Origin of the sequence: Aquabacterium sp. (genome assembly GCF_029946005.1) — a bacterium.
Taxonomy (GTDB): domain Bacteria; phylum Pseudomonadota; class Gammaproteobacteria; order Burkholderiales; family Burkholderiaceae_C; genus Aquabacterium.
In genome coordinates this window covers 320,408-337,738 of record NZ_JAQSDR010000006.1, presented here as the reverse complement: position 1 = coordinate 337,738, position 17,331 = coordinate 320,408, and the positions used below count along the sequence as shown (strand labels likewise).

General features: G+C 63.0%; 21 protein-coding genes. 9 read left to right on the top strand and 12 right to left on the bottom strand.

Annotation, left to right across the window (positions count from 1 at the left end; translation table 11 throughout):
• Positions 1-2: 2 nt before the first annotated feature.
• Complete coding sequence (locus PSV38_RS04605; RefSeq protein ID WP_300545370.1) at positions 3-695, top strand: CoA pyrophosphatase; 693 nt, start codon at positions 3-5, stop codon at positions 693-695.
• A 54-nt stretch (positions 696-749) separates the two neighbouring features.
• Entirely contained in the window at positions 750-1,745 is a 996-nt protein-coding gene (locus PSV38_RS04600; RefSeq protein WP_300545368.1) for a CobD/CbiB family protein, read from the top strand.
• A 40-nt stretch (positions 1,746-1,785) separates the two neighbouring features.
• Here PSV38_RS04600 and PSV38_RS04595 read toward each other — a convergent pair whose 3' ends face one another.
• The 4 genes from PSV38_RS04595 to PSV38_RS04580 are packed head-to-tail and all read right to left on the bottom strand — an operon-like array spanning position 1,786 to position 4,688.
• Positions 1,786-2,052, bottom strand: a complete 267-nt coding sequence (locus PSV38_RS04595) for a hypothetical protein (protein WP_300545365.1) — start codon at positions 2,050-2,052, stop codon at positions 1,786-1,788.
• Between the two features lie 22 nt (positions 2,053-2,074).
• Positions 2,075-3,064 (bottom strand): ribosome small subunit-dependent GTPase A, encoded by a 990-nt coding sequence (gene rsgA / locus PSV38_RS04590; protein WP_300545363.1) that lies wholly within the window; start codon positions 3,062-3,064, stop codon positions 2,075-2,077.
• Positions 3,065-3,069: 5 nt separating this feature from the next.
• Positions 3,070-3,423: a 4a-hydroxytetrahydrobiopterin dehydratase gene (locus PSV38_RS04585; RefSeq protein WP_300545360.1), complete on the bottom strand. Its 354-nt coding sequence runs from the start codon at positions 3,421-3,423 to the stop codon at positions 3,070-3,072.
• A gap of 2 nt (positions 3,424-3,425) precedes the next feature.
• Positions 3,426-4,688, bottom strand: a complete 1,263-nt coding sequence (locus PSV38_RS04580) for a M48 family metallopeptidase (protein ID WP_300545358.1) — start codon at positions 4,686-4,688, stop codon at positions 3,426-3,428.
• A 59-nt stretch (positions 4,689-4,747) separates the two neighbouring features.
• Between PSV38_RS04580 and orn the strand changes: the two genes are divergently transcribed.
• On the top strand, positions 4,748-5,329 hold the full coding sequence (gene orn / locus PSV38_RS04575) for an oligoribonuclease (protein ID WP_300545356.1): 582 nt from the start codon (positions 4,748-4,750) through the stop codon (positions 5,327-5,329).
• A gap of 77 nt (positions 5,330-5,406) precedes the next feature.
• Here orn and PSV38_RS04570 read toward each other — a convergent pair whose 3' ends face one another.
• The 3 genes from PSV38_RS04570 to PSV38_RS04560 all read right to left on the bottom strand — a co-directional run bounded on the left by PSV38_RS04570 (position 5,407) and on the right by PSV38_RS04560 (position 8,123).
• Positions 5,407-6,168, bottom strand: a complete 762-nt coding sequence (locus tag PSV38_RS04570) for a PEP-CTERM sorting domain-containing protein (protein ID WP_300545353.1) — start codon at positions 6,166-6,168, stop codon at positions 5,407-5,409.
• 117 nt (positions 6,169-6,285) lie between these two features.
• Positions 6,286-7,182 (bottom strand): tRNA glutamyl-Q(34) synthetase GluQRS, encoded by an 897-nt coding sequence (gene gluQRS, locus PSV38_RS04565; RefSeq protein WP_300545352.1) that lies wholly within the window; start codon positions 7,180-7,182, stop codon positions 6,286-6,288.
• Positions 7,179-8,123, bottom strand: coding sequence for a LysR substrate-binding domain-containing protein (locus PSV38_RS04560; RefSeq protein WP_300545350.1), 945 nt, complete (start codon positions 8,121-8,123; stop codon positions 7,179-7,181). Before PSV38_RS04560 ends, gluQRS begins: the two co-directional genes overlap by 4 nt.
• Before the next feature lie 116 nt (positions 8,124-8,239).
• Here PSV38_RS04560 and PSV38_RS04555 point away from each other — a divergent pair, with 116 nt between their 5' ends.
• Positions 8,240-8,941, top strand: coding sequence for a pirin family protein (locus PSV38_RS04555; RefSeq protein ID WP_300545348.1), 702 nt, complete (start codon positions 8,240-8,242; stop codon positions 8,939-8,941).
• 16 nt (positions 8,942-8,957) lie between these two features.
• On the opposite strand, the gene rlmJ is transcribed toward PSV38_RS04555, so the two are convergent.
• Entirely contained in the window at positions 8,958-9,821 is an 864-nt protein-coding gene (gene rlmJ / locus PSV38_RS04550) for a 23S rRNA (adenine(2030)-N(6))-methyltransferase RlmJ (RefSeq protein WP_300545346.1), read from the bottom strand.
• A gap of 86 nt (positions 9,822-9,907) precedes the next feature.
• Here rlmJ and PSV38_RS04545 point away from each other — a divergent pair, with 86 nt between their 5' ends.
• Positions 9,908-10,513 (top strand): NAD(P)H-dependent oxidoreductase, encoded by a 606-nt coding sequence (locus tag PSV38_RS04545; protein ID WP_300545344.1) that lies wholly within the window; start codon positions 9,908-9,910, stop codon positions 10,511-10,513.
• Position 10,514: 1 nt separating this feature from the next.
• Here PSV38_RS04545 and PSV38_RS04540 read toward each other — a convergent pair whose 3' ends face one another.
• The 4 genes from PSV38_RS04540 to PSV38_RS04525 are packed head-to-tail and all read right to left on the bottom strand — an operon-like array spanning position 10,515 to position 14,779.
• Positions 10,515-11,483: an alpha/beta hydrolase gene (locus tag PSV38_RS04540; protein WP_300545341.1), complete on the bottom strand. Its 969-nt coding sequence runs from the start codon at positions 11,481-11,483 to the stop codon at positions 10,515-10,517.
• 7 nt (positions 11,484-11,490) lie between these two features.
• Complete coding sequence (locus PSV38_RS04535; protein WP_300545338.1) at positions 11,491-12,354, bottom strand: SDR family NAD(P)-dependent oxidoreductase; 864 nt, start codon at positions 12,352-12,354, stop codon at positions 11,491-11,493.
• A 5-nt stretch (positions 12,355-12,359) separates the two neighbouring features.
• Entirely contained in the window at positions 12,360-13,268 is a 909-nt protein-coding gene (locus PSV38_RS04530) for an alpha/beta hydrolase (RefSeq protein WP_300545336.1), read from the bottom strand.
• Positions 13,265-14,779 (bottom strand): NAD(P)/FAD-dependent oxidoreductase, encoded by a 1,515-nt coding sequence (locus tag PSV38_RS04525; protein ID WP_300545334.1) that lies wholly within the window; start codon positions 14,777-14,779, stop codon positions 13,265-13,267. The genes PSV38_RS04530 and PSV38_RS04525 overlap by 4 nt, the downstream gene beginning before the upstream one ends.
• 82 nt (positions 14,780-14,861) lie before the next feature.
• Here PSV38_RS04525 and PSV38_RS04520 point away from each other — a divergent pair, with 82 nt between their 5' ends.
• The 4 genes from PSV38_RS04520 (at position 14,862) to PSV38_RS04505 (ending at position 17,314) form a co-directional block, all read left to right on the top strand.
• Positions 14,862-15,524 (top strand): helix-turn-helix domain-containing protein, encoded by a 663-nt coding sequence (locus PSV38_RS04520; protein WP_300545332.1) that lies wholly within the window; start codon positions 14,862-14,864, stop codon positions 15,522-15,524.
• A 72-nt stretch (positions 15,525-15,596) separates the two neighbouring features.
• Positions 15,597-16,562: a DNA cytosine methyltransferase gene (locus tag PSV38_RS04515; protein WP_300545330.1), complete on the top strand. Its 966-nt coding sequence runs from the start codon at positions 15,597-15,599 to the stop codon at positions 16,560-16,562.
• A complete protein-coding gene (locus PSV38_RS04510) occupies positions 16,559-17,164 on the top strand; it encodes an HNH endonuclease signature motif containing protein (protein ID WP_300545328.1) in 606 nt (201 codons plus the stop codon). Before PSV38_RS04515 ends, PSV38_RS04510 begins: the two co-directional genes overlap by 4 nt.
• A 21-nt stretch (positions 17,165-17,185) precedes the next feature.
• Positions 17,186-17,314, top strand: a complete 129-nt coding sequence (locus PSV38_RS04505) for a hypothetical protein (protein WP_300545326.1) — start codon at positions 17,186-17,188, stop codon at positions 17,312-17,314.
• Positions 17,315-17,331 lie beyond the last annotated feature (17 nt).

The following is a 17,331-nucleotide window of genomic DNA, read 5'->3' as shown; positions in this document are numbered from 1 at the left end:
TCATGGTCCTGCCGTTTGACCCTCAAGCCACTGAAGTGCTCGGATACGACCAGCATTTGCCGGCCGTGACCGCCGCGAGCCTCACCGCGCACGCCTTGCGCCAGCGCTTCAAGCACCCGCCGGAGTGGACGCCGGATGTGGAAATCGAGCGCTGGTTCAGTCCCGCCAGTCCACGGCCGGCGGCGGTGCTCATCCCCTTGGTGATGCGCCCGGAACCCACTGTGCTGTTGACGCAGCGCTCCATGCACTTGAAAGCGCATGGGGGGCAGATCAGCTTTCCCGGAGGGCGGCACGAGCCCGCCGACATCACGCCGGTGAACACGGCTTTGCGTGAGGCCCACGAAGAAGTGGGCCTCCACCCCGAGCGGGTCGAGGTGCTGGGCAGCTTGCCCACCTACACCACCAACTCGGGCTTCGTGGTGACGCCAGTGGTGGGCCTCTTGCAGCCCTGGGACCTGGACGACGATCTGCTCAAGCTGGAGCGCCAGCCCGGCGAGGTGGATGACATCTTTGAGGTGCCGCTGGGGTTCTTGATGAACCCCGCGCACCACCAGCGGCGCATGATCATCATCGCGGGTGCCCCCGTCGAGTTCCTGGCCATGCCCTGGTCGTCAACGCTGGCAGAAGAGCCGTATTTCATCTGGGGCGCCACCGCCGCGATGTTGCGAAATTTGTACCGATTCCTGGCCGCATGACGCGCGGCTGGGCTTTTTTACATCGGTGCACGGGCGCACCGCTATGATCGCCGCATGAGTTTCTTCGCCGTGCTGTTCGCCTTGTTGATTGAGCAGCTCAAGCCCTTGTCGACCCGCAATCCCATTCACCACAGCCTGACGCGCTGGGTGCTCTGGACTGGGCGCAATTTTGACGCCGGGGCGCCTTCGCACTCCAAGGTGGTCTGGGCGATCACGGTGCTGGGGCCAGCCCTGGCGTTGGGCCTGGTCTATGTGCTGCTGAACCGTTACAGCACGGTGCTGGCGCTGGTGTGGGATGTGGCCGTGCTGTACACCACTCTCGGCTTTCGCCAGTTCAGTCACCATTTCACCCACATCCGCGATGCCCTGGACAACGGCCGCGAAGATCGCGCGCGGGAGTTGCTGGCCGAGTGGCGTCACGTGGATGCCAGTGATCTGCCCCGTGCCGAACTGCTGCGCCATGTGATCGAGCATTCGCTGCTGGCGGCCCATCGCCATGTGTTTGGCGTGTTTTTCTGGTTCGTCGCTTTGTCCACGCTGGGCTTGGGCCCGATGGGCGCGGTGCTGTACCGCATGGCCGAGTTCACCAGCCGCTATTGGGCCTACAAGAGCCACGTCACCGGTGCGCCCACCCATGATGGGTTGATGAACCTGTCGCAAAAGCTGTTTTCCTGGTTAGACCACGTGCCGGCCCGGCTCACGGCCTTTGGTTTTGCGGTGGTTGGCAATTTCGAAGAGGCGGTCGAGGCCTGGCGCCGTCATGCCAAGTTGTGGGTCAGCGGCAACGAAGGCACGATCCTGGCGGCGGCTTCGGGCGCCGTGGGCGTGCGTCTGGGCGGCAAGGCGCCACCCGCTGCGTCGGAGTCACTGGACGTGAGCCGCACGCTCAGCAGTGGTGACGACCCCGACCACACATCGTCCGCCGGCAGCACCTCAGGTGCGCCACCCCAGATGGCCCACCTGCGCAGCGTCGTGGCCCTGATCTGGCGGTCGGTGGTGCTGTGGATGTTGCTGCTGGCACTGCTGTCCCTGGCCAACCTGATTGGCTGATCAAGCAAGCAAGGGGTTTGTGGCCTTCGCCTGAGTTTGCTCAGCCCAGCGCTCGGGCCTTGGCCAGCCAGTCGCCCAAGGCATTGACGATGTCGGTCTGGCTGAACGAGCAGCTTTCTTCCGAGAACAAAGCGCTGGATTCAAGCTGCGTCAGGATGCGTTCCAACACGTCCTGGTAGCGTTGGGGCAAGGCGGGTTGATGCTCTGCGGCTGCGCAGCGCCACTTTTGGACCAGCGTGTTCAAGGGCAAGGTGCCTTGGCGAAATGCGTCCAGGGTGGCGGGCAGGGGGCTGAGCTGGTCTGACATGGCAATTGGTGTGGTGCTGAGGTCACCAGCGGGTCTCGCTGAGTTCGTCGAACAAGGCGGTGTAGAGGCTGATGCGCATGGCGCTGATTTCGCCCTTTTGCACGGCGGCCTGCACGCCGCAGCCCGGCTCCTGGCGGTGCGTGCAGTTGGCGAAGCGGCAGTCGGTGGCGTGTTTGGCGATGTCGGGCATCAGGTGGGCCAGTTGCACCGGTGTGACGTGGTGCAGGCCGAACTCTTGAAAACCCGGCGAGTCGATCACGGCAGCGCGGCTTTCGGCGGCGCTGGTGGCTTCGCCTTCGACCCAGTACCAGGTCGAGTGCGTGGTGGTGTGCTTGCCTGAATTGAGCGCCTGCGAGATCTCACCGACCTCGGCGCGTGCGTGCGGCGCCAGGGTGTTGATCAGGGTGCTTTTGCCCGCGCCCGAGGGGCCCAAGACCAGCGTGGCTTTGCCGCGCAACATGGGCAGGATGATCTCTTTGGCGGCTTCGCCCTGGTGCGTCAGCGACAGCTCGATCACCTCGTAGCCCATGGCTCGGTAGGGCAGCAAGCGCTCGCGGGCCACGTCGGTGCCGGGCAGGTCGGTCTTGTTCAGCACGATGCAGGGTTTGATGCCCGCCACTTCGGCGGCGATCAGCGCGCGGGTGACTTGCGCTTCGCTGAACACGGGCTCCACCGCGATCCACATCAGCAACAGATCAAGGTTGGCGGCGAATGATTTGCTGCGCCATTCGTCCTGGCGGTAGAGCAGGTTGCTGCGCTCTTCGATCTGCACGATGACGCCCTCATTGGCGCCCTCTTGGGTGAGGTGCCAGGTGACGCGGTCGCCCACGACGACCTCGCTCTTCTTGCCGCGCGGATGGCAGATCAGGCGGCGCCCGTCAGGTGTTTCGACGAAGCAATGGCGGCCATGCGTGGACACGACCAAGCCGGTTTCAAGCTCGGTGCCCTCGGGCACATCGTGGCGTTTGTTGGTGGCCGGGGAACGGGTGGAGATGCGTTGATGGGATCGCATGGGCGCTAGAGGCTCAGTGCATCAACGCGGGCGGCGCAGATGAAATCATTCAGGGACAGGCCGTTCACCGAGTGGGTGGACCAGCGAAGGGTGCAGCGGTTGTAGCCGACGTTGAGGTCGGGGTGGTGGTCTTGTTGGTGCGCAATCCAGGCCACGGCGTTCACGAAAGCCATGGTGGCATGGAAGTTTTTGAAGGCAAAGCTGCGTTGTAGCACGCCGCCGGGCACGCAGTGGTCGATGGCCCAGCCGGGCACCTGAGTCAGCATCATCTGGCCGCCCCGCTCGGACAAGGCGGTGCCACTGCGGTGTTCGCAGTGTTGCTGGGCCAAGGGCAGGGAGGACGGCGGCTGGGGGCTCAAGGTCACAGGCCCATGGCCGCCATGCGCTCGGACGCGGGCGGGTGTGAGTAGTAAAAGCGCACGTACAGCGGGTCGGGTGTCAGGGTGGACGAGTTGTCCTTGTACAGCTTGATCAAGGCCTGGCGCAAGTCGTCGGCCTGGGCGTGGGCGCACGCATAGGCATCGGCCTGGAACTCGTCACGGCGCGAGAAGTGCGCGAACACCGGGGCCACGAAGAACATCACCACCGGCACGGCCAGCATGAACAGCAGCAAAGCGAGTGCATCGTTGGGTGCGCTGAGGTTGGGCGTGACGCCCAGGCCTTGGTAGAAGAAGACCTGGCGCGACAACCAGCCCAGCAAGGCAAAGCCCAGCAGGCTCATGGCGAACATGCCGACCATGCGTTTGAGCACGTGCTTGTGCTTGAAGTGGCCCAGTTCGTGGGCCAGCACGGCTTCGATCTCGCCATGGCTCAGTCGGCTGAGCAGGGTGTCGTAGAACACCACGCGCTTGGACGATCCCAGGCCGGTGAAGTAGGCATTGGCGTGGGCGGAGCGCTTGCTGCCGTCCATCACGAACAGGCCTTTGGCGGCGAAGCCGCAGCGGGTCATGAGCGATTCAACCTTGTTCTTCAAGGTGTCGTCTTCGAGCGGCGCAAATTTGTTGAACAGTGGCGCGATGAAGATGGGGAACACGATCATCAACAGCAGGCTGAAGCCCACCCAGGCGCCCCAGGCCCACAACCACCATTGCGGCCCGGCCGCGCCCATCAGCCAAAGGATCAGGGCCGCGATCGGGGCGCCGAGTAGCAAGCCCAGCAGGGCTTCCTTGAGCTGGTCGCCGATCCACATCTTGAGGCTCATGCGGTTGAACCCGTGGCGCTGCTCAATGCGGAAGGTGCTCCAGGCGGCCAGGGGCAGGTCGACCAGGCTGCTGATGAGGCCGAAGCTGAGCAGCAAGGCCAGTTGGTAGACCAGTGGGCCATGGCTCGGCACCAGGGCATCGCGCAGAACACCGTTGAGGGCATCCAGCCCGCCCAGCAGCGTCCAGCCCACCAAGACCGCTGTGCCAATCGCCATGCCGACCAGGTCGAAACGCAGTTTGTCGACGGTGTAGTCGGCGGCGCGCTGGTGGTTGTACAGGCCCACGGCCATGTCAAAACCAGCGGGAACCTGGCCACGGTGGGTGACCACGTGCCGAACCTGGCGGTTGGCCAGCCACAGTTTGGTGACCACGGACGCCAGCAGGAAAGCGGCAAAAACCAGAGAGAGGGTGCTTGATTGCATGGCTGCAAGTGTACGAGTTGCCCGACAATCCGCACTCGCTCACCCATTGTTTGCCCCTCATGATCGACACGACGCTTTCCAACGCTGCCCCCACACTGGTCTCCAGTGATCAGAACCTGATCTGGATCGACCTGGAAATGACCGGGCTCAAGCCGGACACCGACCGGATCATTGAAATCGCCGTGGTGGTGACGGACCCCAACCTGACGGTGCGCATCGAGGGGCCCGTCTTCGCGGTGCACCAGTCGGACGAGATGCTCAATGGCATGGACGCCTGGAACAAGGGCACCCACGGCCGCAGCGGCCTGATCGACCGGGTCAAGGCCTCTACCGTGGACGAGGACCAGGCCGTGCAGGCCGTGATCGCCTTTTTAAAGCAGTACGTGCCCACCAACAAGTCGCCGATGTGCGGCAACTCAATCTGCCAAGACCGGCGCTTCCTGGCCAATTACATGCCCAAGCTGGAGTCGTTCTTCCACTACCGCAACCTGGATGTGAGCACGCTCAAGGAGCTGGCCAAGCGCTGGAAACCCGGCTTGGCCGAGGGCTTCAAAAAAGCGCAAATGCACACCGCGCTGGCCGACATCCACGAATCGATCGACGAGCTGGCGTACTACCGCGAGCACTTTCTGGTGAAGTGATCCAAGTGCCCGGCCCATGAAAAACGCCCCGGTGAAGGGGCGTTTGGGAGAGGTTCAGAAGTCAGCCGATGGCTTGATCAGGCACGACGGCGTTTCATCAGGCTGCCGACCGTCAACAGGCCGATCAGGGCCAGGACGTAGGACTCGGGTTCCGGCACGACGCTGATGGAGGCCACGTCGGTGGCGCTCAAAGCCGTCTGGTAGAGGTCGATGCTCTTGATGATGCCCGCACGGCTTTCGTAGGCGTCTCCGCCGCTGCCGGGGGTCGCCACGTCATCGGTGAAAAGGTAGAACTGGCTGGGGTTGAAGACGGCCAGGCCCAGGGTGTCCAGGAAGCTGAACTGTTGAACGCCATTGATGTAGCCGACCACCAGCTTGGTGGCGCTGCTGCGGCTCATGGTCACGCTGAAGGCCGTGTTGTCCTGGATCAGTGGGCTTGAACCCATGTTCCAGCCGCCTTGATAGTCGTAAAAACTGATGTTGTGGTTGTCGATGTACAGGCCGATGTCCTGGGTCCTGTTGGCAAAGTCCAGCAGCTTGACCGACCAGCGAGTGACGGCCACTCCGCCGAAATCCATCTTGATGGTGTAGTCGCCTGCGGATGGGAGGATGCCGCTGGTGTCCAGCGTGATCTGGGAGGGGACGCCCTGGTCGTTGTAGAAACCGTGGGTCTGCAAGCCATCAGCTGTCACGTCGGCATTGACCAGTCCCAATTCAGGGTGGGCAGCGGCGTCGAATTGGCTGTTGAACTGGACCGAGTAGTCGGCGATGGGGGCGGCTTGGGCCAAGGTGGCCGTGGCCAGGGCCAGCAAGCTGGCGGCGGTGATGCGGTACAACATGAATAACTCCTGCGTGGTGCGTGAACACCACTTGACTTCCAAATTGATACAGATTGTTGCAGTGCCAGGTCGCCTGCGGGAAAAATCTGACCCCTTGGCTGAGGGGATGGGCCCGCATCAGGCCCAAGGCCAGGCATTTACAGCGGTTTTCAGCCAGTTTTCAAGGGTAATTTCGGACGCATCCAAACCCAAGACCAGGCCAGCACCGTGAATATCGGTCAGGGCGTCGCATGCTTGAAGTGCCTTGGCGCCGTGCTGTTTGGACAGCTTTTCACCATGCGGACCCAACACCAGCGGGGTGTGCAAATACACCGGTGTGGGCAGCGCCAAGCATTGCTGCAGCCATTGCTGGCGCGGCGTGTTGTCGGCCAGGTCTTCACCACGGACGATGTGGGTGATCCCTTGAGCGGCGTCGTCCACGACCACCGCCAGCTGGTAGGCCCACAGTCCATCGGCGCGTCGAACCACGAAGTCGCCCACCGTGGTGTCCAGTGCTTGCGTCTGCGCGCCCAGGCGCCGGTCCTGCCAGCCCCACCGCGCCGCCTGGCCCTGGGGCACCCTCAAGCGCCAGGCGCGGGGTGCACGTCCGCGCAGCCCGCCATTTTCAGGTCGGCAGGTGCCGGGGTAGACCAGCTCGCCGTGCCGGGGTTTGACCAGGCCCAATGCGGCATTGGCCTGCGCGATGTCGGCCCGCGTGCAGGCGCAGGGGTAGGCCAGGTTGCGGGCCACCAGCGAGTCCAGCGCCGCTTGGTAAAGCAAGCCGCGCTGGCTTTGGTAGACCGGCGGCTCGTCTGGCACCAGGCCCAGGGCGGCCAGTTGCGCAAGGATGACTTGATCGGCGCCAGGCACGCAGCGCGGCGTGTCCACATCTTCAATGCGCAACAACCAGCGGCCGCCTTGGGCGCGGGCATCCAGCCAACTGGCCAGGGCCGCCACCAGCGAGCCGGCGTGCAGAGGGCCCGTGGGCGATGGCGCGAAGCGACCGACGTAGGGGCTCGGCGCAGGAGAGGTCACAGCAGCATGTCTCCGTGCAGGGACAACAGGGCGGTGCGCGTTGCGGGCCGGCTGAGTTGCTGGAGCCACCAGTCGAGGGCATGGCCGGGTCGGGTCGATTGCTGCCGCCAGGCGTAGCAGGTCTGGTTCAGGCGCCTTGGTTGATCCACGGTTTTCAGGACCAGCCGACCGGCCTCGATGTGGGGCCGCACGATGGGTTCGGGCAAGAAGCCGCAGCCCAAACCTCGCAGCATGGCCTGCAGCTTGCCCGACATGGACGGCAGGGTGAGCACATCCTGCCCTGGCTGGATGCCGACGGTGATGGGTTGCAGGTCGCGGGCGGTGTCAGCCACGGCGATGATGCGGTGCAGGGCCAGGGTGCTGACGGGCAGGGGCTCGGTTTCATTGGCCAAGGGGTGATGCGGGGCCACGGACAGCACGAACTCCAGTTCGCCCAGCGGTTCGAAGCGGAGGCTGGACGACGACTGCCGATCGCCCGGCACGCCGATGGCCAGGTCGGCCTGGCCCGAGACCAGCGCTTCCCAGGTGCCATTGAGCACTTCGCTGCGCAGCTTCAACCGCGTGGGCGGGTTGAGGGCGTAGAAGGCTTCAATCAGGTCGAAAATGGCACTGGGCGCCACAGCGTTGTCGATGGCGATGGTCAACTGGGTTTCCCAGCCGGAGGCCACGCGCTGCACGCGGTTGGCGACGGCGTCCATTTGCTTGAGCAAGAGGCGGCCTTCGTGCAGCAGCTCTTCGCCGGCGGCGGTGAGCTTGGCCTGGCGCGAGCGGCGGTCGAACAGCAACACGTCGAGCGCTTCTTCCAGTTGACGCACGCTGTAGGTCAGGGCCGAAGGGACCTTGCCGAGCTCACGCGCCGCCGCCGCGAAGCTGCCGGTGCGGTCGATGGTGTCCATCATCAGCAGGGCATCGGGGGTGAGGGCGTGGCGGCGTTCAGACATGAAAAATGCCATTCAAATAAATCGAATGATGCCATCAGATCGGGGTGAATGATGAACGGTGGCGGGCGATCTACATTGGAGGCTCTCCCGTTGAGATGCTTTGAAAGGAGCCCACCATGAAGACCCTTCGCAGATCCCAAGACCGCGGCCATGCCGACCATGGTTGGCTGCAAAGCTTTCACAGTTTTTCCTTCGCCGAGTACCGCGACCCGGCCCACATGGGCTTTGGCCCGCTGCGCGTGATCAACGACGATGTGATCGCCCCTGGGCGTGGCTTTGGCCAGCACGGCCACCGCGACATGGAGATCGTGACCTATGTGCTGGAGGGCGTGTTGCGCCACCAGGACAACCTGGGCAATGGCGAAAACATCCTGCCGGGCGACGTGCAGCGCATGAGCGCGGGCACCGGGATCCTGCACAGCGAGTTCAACCAGAGCTTGAGCGAGCGCACGCACCTGCTGCAGATCTGGATCATGCCGTCCGAGGATGGCATCAAGCCGGGCTACGAGCAGAAGAACTTTTCCGCCGAAGACAAGCGCGGTCGCCTGCGCCTGGTCGCCTCACCCGATGGCCGCGAGGGTTCGGTGACGATCCACGCGGACGCCACGCTGTCGGTGGGCTTGTTTGATGGTGATGAGCAGGCCGAGTTGGCGCTTGATCCATCACGCAAGGCTTACGTGCATGTGGCACGCGGCCAGGTGGTGGTGAATGGCGAGGTGCTGGAAACCGGTGACGCCTTGCTGCTGGACGGAGAATCCGCCTTGAAGGTGGAGCAAGGCCAGGCGGCCGAAGTGCTGGTGTTTGACTTGGCCGCCTGAGCCGAGTGACGTGGTGTCAGCGCTGCTGAACTTCCAGCGAGTAGGCGGCGTGCTCGTCGATGCCGATGGTTTCGACGAGCCAAGGGAGCGCCTCGGCCAGGGTGTCGTACAGCGTGTGCGGCGGGTTGATGACGAACATGCCGCTGCCATGCAGGCCCAGGCCGTCTTTCGAAGCGCCCTTGATCCGCAGGGTGGCGTGCAGCCAATCGACCGACAACTCGCTTGCGGCGCGCTTGAGCTGTGCTGGCAATTGGTTGGATTCGCGGCGCGCGACTTCGGGGTACCAGATGGCGTACACGCCCGTGGAAAAGCGCGGCACATTGTCTTTCAGGGCCTGCACCACGCGGCGGTAGTCTTCTTTGATCTCGTAGGACGGGTCCATGTGGACCAAGCCACGGCGCGGGGGCGGGGGCACGCAGCCCTTCAGGCCACCAAAGCCATCGGCTGCCTGGATGCTCACGCCGCGTTTGACGGACGAGAAGTGGTTTTGCAGGTTCTTGATTTCGCTGGGGTGGAGTTCGAACAGGCGCAGGTGGTCGCCCTCGCGCAGCATTTGAGCGGCGATCTGTGGCGAGCCCGGGTACCAGTCCAGGCGGTCGCCCGTGTTGGTGGCGCGGATCTGCTCAAGCAGGTCGGCCACGCCCTGGGGCAGGTCGGCCGCATTGCGCGCTTGCCAGACCTTGACGATGCCGTCGAGTGCTTCACCACTCTTGGCCGCGTAGGTGCTGGTCAGGTCGTAGACCCCGCCACCGGCGTGGGTGTCGATGACCCAGAAAGGTTTGTCTTTGAGCAGCAGGTGCGAAAGCAGCTGCACCAAAACCATGTGCTTGAGCACATCGGCGTGGTTGCCCGCGTGGAAGCCGTGTCGATAACTGAACATCCGCCAAGGGTAGCGGCTTTTCGACAAATTCCCGGCATGATCCCAACGATTCGCTTTGATGAACGATTTGCATTAACTGGATGACCATGACCCAAGTCTCTGCTCCTGTCCGCCTGCTGGTGATCGCTGGCAGTGCCCGCCAAGGCTCCTACAACCGCCAATTGGCCGACCTGGCCGAGCGCAAGGCGCAGGCGCTGGGTGCTCATACGACCTCGGTCGACCTCGCCGCGCTTGAGCTGCCGATCTTCCACGCCGATTGGGATGCCCAGCACGGCGTGCCACCCGGTGCCTTGAAGTTGCGCGAGCTGTTCGCCTCGCACGACGGCCTGCTGCTGGCTTGCCCTGAATACAACGCGCTGCCCACGCCCTTGCTGATCAACAGCTTCGATTGGCTGTCGACCGTGCCCGAAGGCGAGGGCCACCCAGGTGGCGCTGCCACCACGGCCAGCAAACCGGTGGGATTGCTGGCAGCTTCACCCGGGGCGCTGGGTGGCATCCGGGCCTTGCCCATCGTGCGCACCTTCCTCAGCACCAATTTTGCGATGGTCGTCGTTCCTGAGCAATTGGGCATTTCGCAGGCCGACCAGGCTTTTGACGACACCGGTGCGCTCAACAGCGCGGGCTACGACAAGATCCTGGGCAAAGTGGTGGCTTCGGTCATCCAGCAGGCCCGTTGGCGCCTCACGGCCTGAATTACTTGCGGGGGGCTGTGCTGGCTGATTGGGCCAGGAAGGGCATGGCTGCCTTCAAGGTCTGCTGAGGATCTTCCTCTTGCGGAATGTGGCCCAGGCCGGGAAAGGTGACCAGCGTGCAGTGCTGGATTTCCCGGCAGAACTGCGACCCATTGGCGGGCGAGACCATCCCGTCTTTCAGCCCCCACAGCACCAGCGTGGGTTGCTGCACCCGCCGAATCATGTGCGAGCTGGCGCCCCATTGCGCCTGGTCCATGCGCTGGAACAGCGCACGCCGGTTGCCCACGCGCAAAGCCAACTCGAAATAGCGTTGAACCTTTTCCGGCGTGACTTTGCTGGGGTCGCCAAACACGCTGCGCACGCTGGACTCGACCACGGCGCGCGGCAGGATGCGCTCTGCGATCCATCGCCAACTGCGCGCGCTGGCGATCTGGAAGGCGACGGGCATGGACAGCGCTGATTGCGCATAGCCGTCGGAGTCGATCAGCACCAGCTTGCGCACGCGCTCGGGCGCCAGGATGGCAGTCTGCCAGGCCACTTCACCCCCCAGGGCATTGCCCACCAGCATCACCCGCTTGACGCCCAGGGAATCCAGCAGGCGCAGCACGAAGCGCGTGTAAGCATCAATGTGGTATTCGCCTTGAGGACTGGGGCCAGTCAGACCAAAGCCCGGCAGGTCGACCGAGATGACCCGCCGCGTCTTTTGCAGTTCCTGCTGCCAGCCTTCCCAGCTGTGCAGGCTGGAGGCCATGCCATGCAAGAGCACGATGGGCACGGGATCATTGCGCGGCCCGGTGTCGCGGATGTGGGCCTGCATGCTGTCCAGCTCGACGAAAGTGGATGGCTCCTTCGCCCAGTTGGCCACCAGCGGCCCGATCTGGCGATCAGGCTCCCATGAGACGGTCACAGCGACTGCCAGGCCGAGTCCCAACAGGACGCACGACCACCAAATGCGATTGAGCCAGGTCATGCGGGTGTCAGTTCGTGGTGGCCTGGGTGCGTGGCTTGTTCATGCGCTTCAGCTGGCGCATCACCAGCGGCTGGTACCAGGAGCCCAGCAGGCGAACCAACTTGTCCAGCCGCTTGGCATCCGGGCCGACCAGCACACGGCGCTCGTTGTTCTCAACGCCAGCGAGGATCTGCAAAGCCGCCGATTCGGCGGTGGTGACGTTGATCAACTTGTTGGCCCGGCGCTTTTGCGCCTCGGCACTGACGCCCGTGAGTTTTTCCATCGCCGGGTCGATCTTGCCAGCCATGGCGATGTTGGTGGCGATGCCGCCCGGGTGCACGCAAGTGGCGCTGACGCACGAACCTTGCATTTCAAGCTCCATGCGCAGAGCTTCGGTGTAGCCGCGCACGGCGAACTTGCTGGCGTTGTAGGTGCCTTGCGTGGGCACGGCCATCAGCCCGAACAGGCTGGAGGTGTTGATGACGTGGCCATCGCCCGAGGCTTTCAGGTGCGGCATGAAGGCCTGGGTGCCGTGGATCACGCCCCAGAAGTTGATGCCCATGATCCACTCGAAGTCGGTGATCGAGACCGAATCGGCGGGGGCCGTCAGCGCCACGCCCGCATTGTTGAAGATCAAATTGACCCGGCCATGGTCCTGGGCGACCTGGTCGGCCCAGGCGAAGACAGCGTCGCGGTTGGCCACGTCCAGCTTGGCGATGGTGACCTTGACGCCGTGCACGCCAGCCAGTTGGGCCGTCTTGGCCAGGTCGGCCTCGTTGACATCGCTCAGGGCCAGGTGGCAGCCACGCTTGGCCAGCTCAACGGCCAGGGTGCGGCCCATGCCGGAGGCCGCGCCGGTGATGGCGGCAACCTTGTTCTTGAAGGACTTCATGGCGATCAGGCTCCGGTCGTGACGCGCGTGATGAACTGGGCGGATTCTTTCAGGCTCTGGCGCCCTTCAGGCAACATCACCATCGTGGGCCAAACGTGCGGCATCTTGGCCTTCAGGTGAATCTCGCTTTGCACGCCTTGCTGGCGCGCGCGGTCGTGCAGGCGGGTCGAGTCGGACAGCAGGATCTCGTGCTTGCTGGCGTGGATCATGAGGGGCGGCAGGCCCTTCAGGTCAGCGAACAGCGGCGAGGCCAGCGGGTGCGTGGCCGATTGCCCTGCCAGGTAAAACGTCGCGGCTTGCGGCAGGGATTCGGGGTTGAACATCACGTCGGCATCGGCCAGCGTCTTCATGGTTTCACCAGAGCAAGACAAGTCGGCCCAGGGTGAGAACAGCACCGCGCCCGAGGGCATCGGCAGGCCTTGGTCGCGCGAGGCCACCAGGCAGGCCATGGCCAGGCCACCCCCGGCCGAGTCGCCCGCGAACACCACGCTCTTAGGCGAGATGCCCTGGCTCAGCAGCTCTTTCCACCAGGCCACGGCGTCATCGACGGCGGCCGGGAAAATGTTCTCGGGGGCCATGCGGTAATCGACCGACAGCACCTGAGCCTGGGCACTGCGGGCCAGGTAGGAGCAGGTGGGGCGGTGGGTGTCCAGGCCACAGAAAAAGTAACCGCCCCCGTGGAAATACAACACGGTGCGCTGCGGGTTGGCCACGCTCAGCCATTCGGCGGCGCACAAGCCCGAGTCGCCCTTGGCCGCCACCGGAGTGTGTTTGATCTCCTTCGGGGGCGCGGGGTAGCGACTGGCCGCCTTGGTGATCATGTGGCGGACTTTGGGCACATCAATCGGACCACGGCCCTTGCTTTTGAACTGCCAACGAAGAATCATGTTGGCGATGACTGCTTGGATGCTCATGCTTTGTCCGCGGTGTATTTCGAAAGATTGAAGTGGCGCGTCTTCAAACGGTACGCAAATGTAAAGCCTGGCCACAGCAAGGAGTTTCGCCCCTTGTCGTCCACATACCAGCTCTTGCAACCTGAACTCCAAACCGTTTGCTTCAACTCGCTTTGCACCTTGTCGATGAACTGCGCTTGCGCTTCGGGTTTGACGTTGAGTGCCTTGATGCGGTGCTCTTTCATGGCCTTGATCGCGCTGACGATGTAATGCGCCTGCGACTCGATCATGAAGACCATGGAGTTGTGGCCCAGACCGGTGTTCGGGCCCATCAGCATGAAGAAGTTGGGGAAGCCCGACACGGCCACGCCCAGGTAGGCTTCAGGGCCTTGCTTCCACACGTCGGCCAGGTCGATGCCGCCCTTGCCGAAAATGGTCTGGCGCGGGATCGGGTCCTGCACCTTGAAGCCCGTGCCCAGGATGATGGCGTCCACCGGGCGCTCCACGCCATCGCTGGTGACCACGCCGCGTGGCGTCACTTCCTGGATGCCTTCGGTGATGACATCGATGTTGGTGCGGGCCAGGGCCGGGTAGTAGTCGTTCGAGATCAGCAGGCGTTTGCAGCCGGGGGTGTAGTCGGGCGTGAGCTTCTTTTGCAGCACCGGGTCTTTGATGGCCTGGCGGATCTTGTGCTTGGCGACCTTGGCCACCAGGCCCATCCACTCGGGCTTGAACTTGAAGGCCAGGAAGCGCAGCTCCATGGTCCAGTACAGCTTGGTGCGCTCCCAGGTTTGGCGCCAGGGGTTGGCGCTGAAGTCGGCCTGCTCGCGCTGCGTCAGCGGGCGGTCGTCCTTGGGCACGACCCAGGGCGGCGTGCGCTGGAAGTAGTACAGCTGCTCAACCTTGGGTGCGATGTTGGGGACGAACTGGATGGCGCTGGCGCCACTGCCAATCACGGCCACGCGCTTGCCGACCAGGTCGTAGTCGTGGTCCCAGGTGGCGGAGTGGAAAGTGGCGCCCTTGAACTTGTCCAGGCCCTTGATGTTGGGCGTGGCGGGGTTGCTCAGGCCGCCCATGCCGGACACCAGGATGTCGGCCTCAAAGACGCGGCCATCGTCGGCCTCGACCACCCACAGCTTGCGCTGATCATCGAAGCGCGCGCTGTTCAGGTTGGCGTTGAATCGGATGTGCTTGAGCAGGTCGTATTTGGTGGCCACGCCCTTGAGGTAGGCGTAGATCTCGGGTTGCGGCGCGTACATGCGCGACCAGTTCGGGTTGGGCTCGAACGAGAAAGAGTACAAATGCGAGGGCACATCGCAGGCGCAGCCCGGGTAGGTGTTGTCACGCCAGGTGCCGCCCACGTCGTCGGCGCGCTCCAGCAGCACGAAGTCGTTTTCGCCCATTTCGCGCAGCTTCACGCCCATGCACAGGCCGGAAAAACCGGTGCCGATCACCAGGATCTTGTGGCGCTGCACGGGGGCAGTTTGCGCATCGGCGGGGGGCTTGTAAGCCAGGTTCGAATGGGGGTTCATGAGACTTGTCAAATCCGTTTTTGTGACAAAGAATCATGTCAGATTAACTTTGACAATGATCCATGTCAATATAGTGATCCCTATGGACGGACTAATTTCTGACACCAGCCCCCCGAACAAGCGCCGCTACGGTGGTGTCTTGCCCGAGGACCGCCAGCGCCAGCGGCGGGTCAAGCTCATCGACGGCGCCATCGAGGTGTTCGGCACGAAGGGCTACCACGCCGCGACCGTGCGCGAGGTGTGCGTGGCCGCGCATCTGACGGAGCGCTACTTTTACGAGTCGTTCAAGACGCTGCCGCAGTTGTTCATCGCGGTGTACGCGCATTTGCGCGAAGAGCTGATGGCCAAGACCCTGGCGGTGATGGCCTCGGCGGAGAAGACGCCCCTGGGCTTGCTGGAGCCCGCCATCCGCGTGTTCCTGGAGTTCATCCGCGACGATCCCCGGCGGGGTCGGATCATGCTGGTCGATTCATTGAGCATTGACAACGAGGTGGCGGCTTTCAGCGGCGCCACGGCGCGCGATTACTCCGAACTGCTCAAGCTGCACTTGGGGCGCATGATTCCGGCCAGTGATCTGCCCGAGCTCAGTCTTGATTTGCTGGCCGAGGGCATGATCGGCATGAATGTGCTGCTGGCGGCGCGCTGGATGCAGGATGGGTTTGTCGAGCCGATTGACAAGGTGGTTCGGACCAATTTGCTGCCTTACCAAGGGCTGGTGTCGCTGCTGCAGGCGCAGTCAGCATGACCTGATGGGTACGCTGATAAGCACTGTATAGTTACACAGTGTTCATGGGTGAATTTTGAATGATCGTATGCCATGGCCTTGAGCTCTATAGAAATCTGTGCGGGTGCTGGTGGCCAAGCCTTGGGCTTGGAGCAAGCCGGGTTCGACCACGTCAGCTTGGTGGAGCTTGAGGCGGCTGCCTGTCAAACGCTGCGCATCAACCGCATCGGTTGGAATGTGACCGAAGGTGATCTGCGCCACTATTCAGCTGAAAAATGGAAGGGCGTTGAGCTTTTGGCGGGCGGCGTGCCTTGCCCTCCATTTTCAAAAGCAGGCAAACAACTTGGCCAGGAAGACGAGAGAGATCTGTTTCCCGAGGCCATTCGCTTGGTGTCTGAATGCAAGCCTCAGGCAGTGATGCTTGAAAATGTTCGTGGCTTGCTGGATTCCGTTTTCGATGAATACCGCGCCAAGATCGTCAATGATCTGAATAAACTAGGGTATGTGGCAGAGTGGCGGCTACTGCATGCCAGTGATTTTGGCGTGCCTCAGTTGCGCCCCAGGGTGGTTTTTGTCGCTTTGAAGAAGAAGGTCTGGGAGCACTTCATCTGGCCTTCTGCCCACCCTGTTCCGGCGCCCACGGTGGGCGATGCACTTTTTGACCTCATGGCCTCCAATGGCTGGCGGGGCGCCAAGCCCTGGCGAGAGCGGGCCTGTGCCATTGGTCCCACCTTGGTGGGGGGCAGCAAAAAACATGGGGGTCCGGATCTTGGCCCGACTCGTGCCAAAAAAGCATGGGCTGCCCTGGGTGTTGACGGTATGGGCATCGCCAATGAGGTGCCCGACAAAGATTTCGTGGGCATGCCTCGGCTCACCGTTCGAATGGCGGCCCGGATCCAGGGCTTTCCCGACAGCTGGCAATTCAGCGGCAAGAAAACTTCTGCCTACCGCCAAATTGGCAATGCCTTTCCGCCACCGGTGGCTTGCGCAGTCGGTCTGCAAATCCACGCGGCCTTCGATGCTGCGGCAAAGCCAAAACTGAAAAGAGCCGCGGCATGAGCAAGGCAAAGGTGGCTCGGGGCGGCGCACGCGGTAAATTGCGTGCCCACTTCCTGGCTAACATTGGCCGCGTCATGGATTCGGAAGAGTTGCGCGTGATTGCCGACAATCAGTCGGAATGGGGGCGGCGCGTCCGTGAACTCCGCACCGAGGAAGGCTTTTTGATCCTGACGCACAACGACCGCAGCGAGTTGAAGCCCGGGCAATACCTTCTGGAAATTGCGAAGCCCCAACCGGCATTTGCACGTGGCATTTCAAAAGAAACGCGGGCTTTTGTATTAGATCGCAATGGATTCACCTGTCAGATGTGTGGCGCGGTGGCTGGTGAGACGCACCCTTATGACAGCACCAGAAAAACCAGGCTGCATTTAGGTCACGTCATTGACAAAAGCGTGGGTGGCACAGATGACCCCTCCAATCTTCGAGCCATTTGTTCTGTGTGCAATGAAGGCGCGTCCAACGCCACCCTGACGAGGCCTGATTTGCAGAAACTGTTGATCCAGGTGCGCCGTGCCACATCGCAGGATCAGCTGGAGGTCCTGAAGTGGCTGATCAAGAAATTTCCGAAGCAGGCGGCCGAGGCATCCAACCCACTGGGTTGAAGCAGGCGCTTGGAGAGGGCCATGAGTCCGGTGGGTGGTGCCAAGCTGCGCGTGCGGCAGGCCTTCGTGGAAGAAGCCCTGTCCATCATCGACGCCTACAAGCGGGGCGAATTCGCCTTGGACGATGACTTTGACCCCACGCCGCCTTGAACTTTGACGGTGGGTCA

Excerpts from the sequence above, each read along its gene's own strand:
- rsgA (WP_300545363.1), bottom strand. The coding sequence starts at position 3,064 with ATGCGATCCCATCAACGCATCTCCACCCGTTCCCCGGCCACCAACAAA.
- PSV38_RS04525 (WP_300545334.1), bottom strand. The coding sequence starts at position 14,779 with ATGAACCCCCATTCGAACCTGGCTTACAAGCCCCCCGCCGATGCGCAA.
- PSV38_RS04560 (WP_300545350.1), bottom strand. The coding sequence starts at position 8,123 with ATGTCTGAACGCCGCCACGCCCTCACCCCCGATGCCCTGCTGATGATG.
- PSV38_RS04530 (WP_300545336.1), bottom strand. The coding sequence starts at position 13,268 with ATGAGCATCCAAGCAGTCATCGCCAACATGATTCTTCGTTGGCAGTTC.
- PSV38_RS04545 (WP_300545344.1), top strand. The coding sequence starts at position 9,908 with ATGACCCAAGTCTCTGCTCCTGTCCGCCTGCTGGTGATCGCTGGCAGT.
- PSV38_RS04600 (WP_300545368.1), top strand. The coding sequence starts at position 750 with ATGAGTTTCTTCGCCGTGCTGTTCGCCTTGTTGATTGAGCAGCTCAAG.
- PSV38_RS04515 (WP_300545330.1), top strand. The coding sequence starts at position 15,597 with ATGGCCTTGAGCTCTATAGAAATCTGTGCGGGTGCTGGTGGCCAAGCC.
- PSV38_RS04510 (WP_300545328.1), top strand. The coding sequence starts at position 16,559 with ATGAGCAAGGCAAAGGTGGCTCGGGGCGGCGCACGCGGTAAATTGCGT.
- PSV38_RS04555 (WP_300545348.1), top strand. The coding sequence starts at position 8,240 with ATGAAGACCCTTCGCAGATCCCAAGACCGCGGCCATGCCGACCATGGT.
- PSV38_RS04520 (WP_300545332.1), top strand. The coding sequence starts at position 14,862 with ATGGACGGACTAATTTCTGACACCAGCCCCCCGAACAAGCGCCGCTAC.
- rlmJ (WP_300545346.1), bottom strand. The coding sequence starts at position 9,821 with ATGTTCAGTTATCGACACGGCTTCCACGCGGGCAACCACGCCGATGTG.
- PSV38_RS04605 (WP_300545370.1), top strand. The coding sequence starts at position 3 with ATGGTCCTGCCGTTTGACCCTCAAGCCACTGAAGTGCTCGGATACGAC.
- orn (WP_300545356.1), top strand. The coding sequence starts at position 4,748 with ATGATCGACACGACGCTTTCCAACGCTGCCCCCACACTGGTCTCCAGT.
- PSV38_RS04535 (WP_300545338.1), bottom strand. The coding sequence starts at position 12,354 with ATGAAGTCCTTCAAGAACAAGGTTGCCGCCATCACCGGCGCGGCCTCC.
- PSV38_RS04570 (WP_300545353.1), bottom strand. The coding sequence starts at position 6,168 with ATGTTGTACCGCATCACCGCCGCCAGCTTGCTGGCCCTGGCCACGGCC.
- PSV38_RS04580 (WP_300545358.1), bottom strand. The coding sequence starts at position 4,688 with ATGCAATCAAGCACCCTCTCTCTGGTTTTTGCCGCTTTCCTGCTGGCG.
- PSV38_RS04540 (WP_300545341.1), bottom strand. The coding sequence starts at position 11,483 with ATGACCTGGCTCAATCGCATTTGGTGGTCGTGCGTCCTGTTGGGACTC.
- PSV38_RS04505 (WP_300545326.1), top strand. The coding sequence starts at position 17,186 with ATGAGTCCGGTGGGTGGTGCCAAGCTGCGCGTGCGGCAGGCCTTCGTG.
- PSV38_RS04595 (WP_300545365.1), bottom strand. The coding sequence starts at position 2,052 with ATGTCAGACCAGCTCAGCCCCCTGCCCGCCACCCTGGACGCATTTCGC.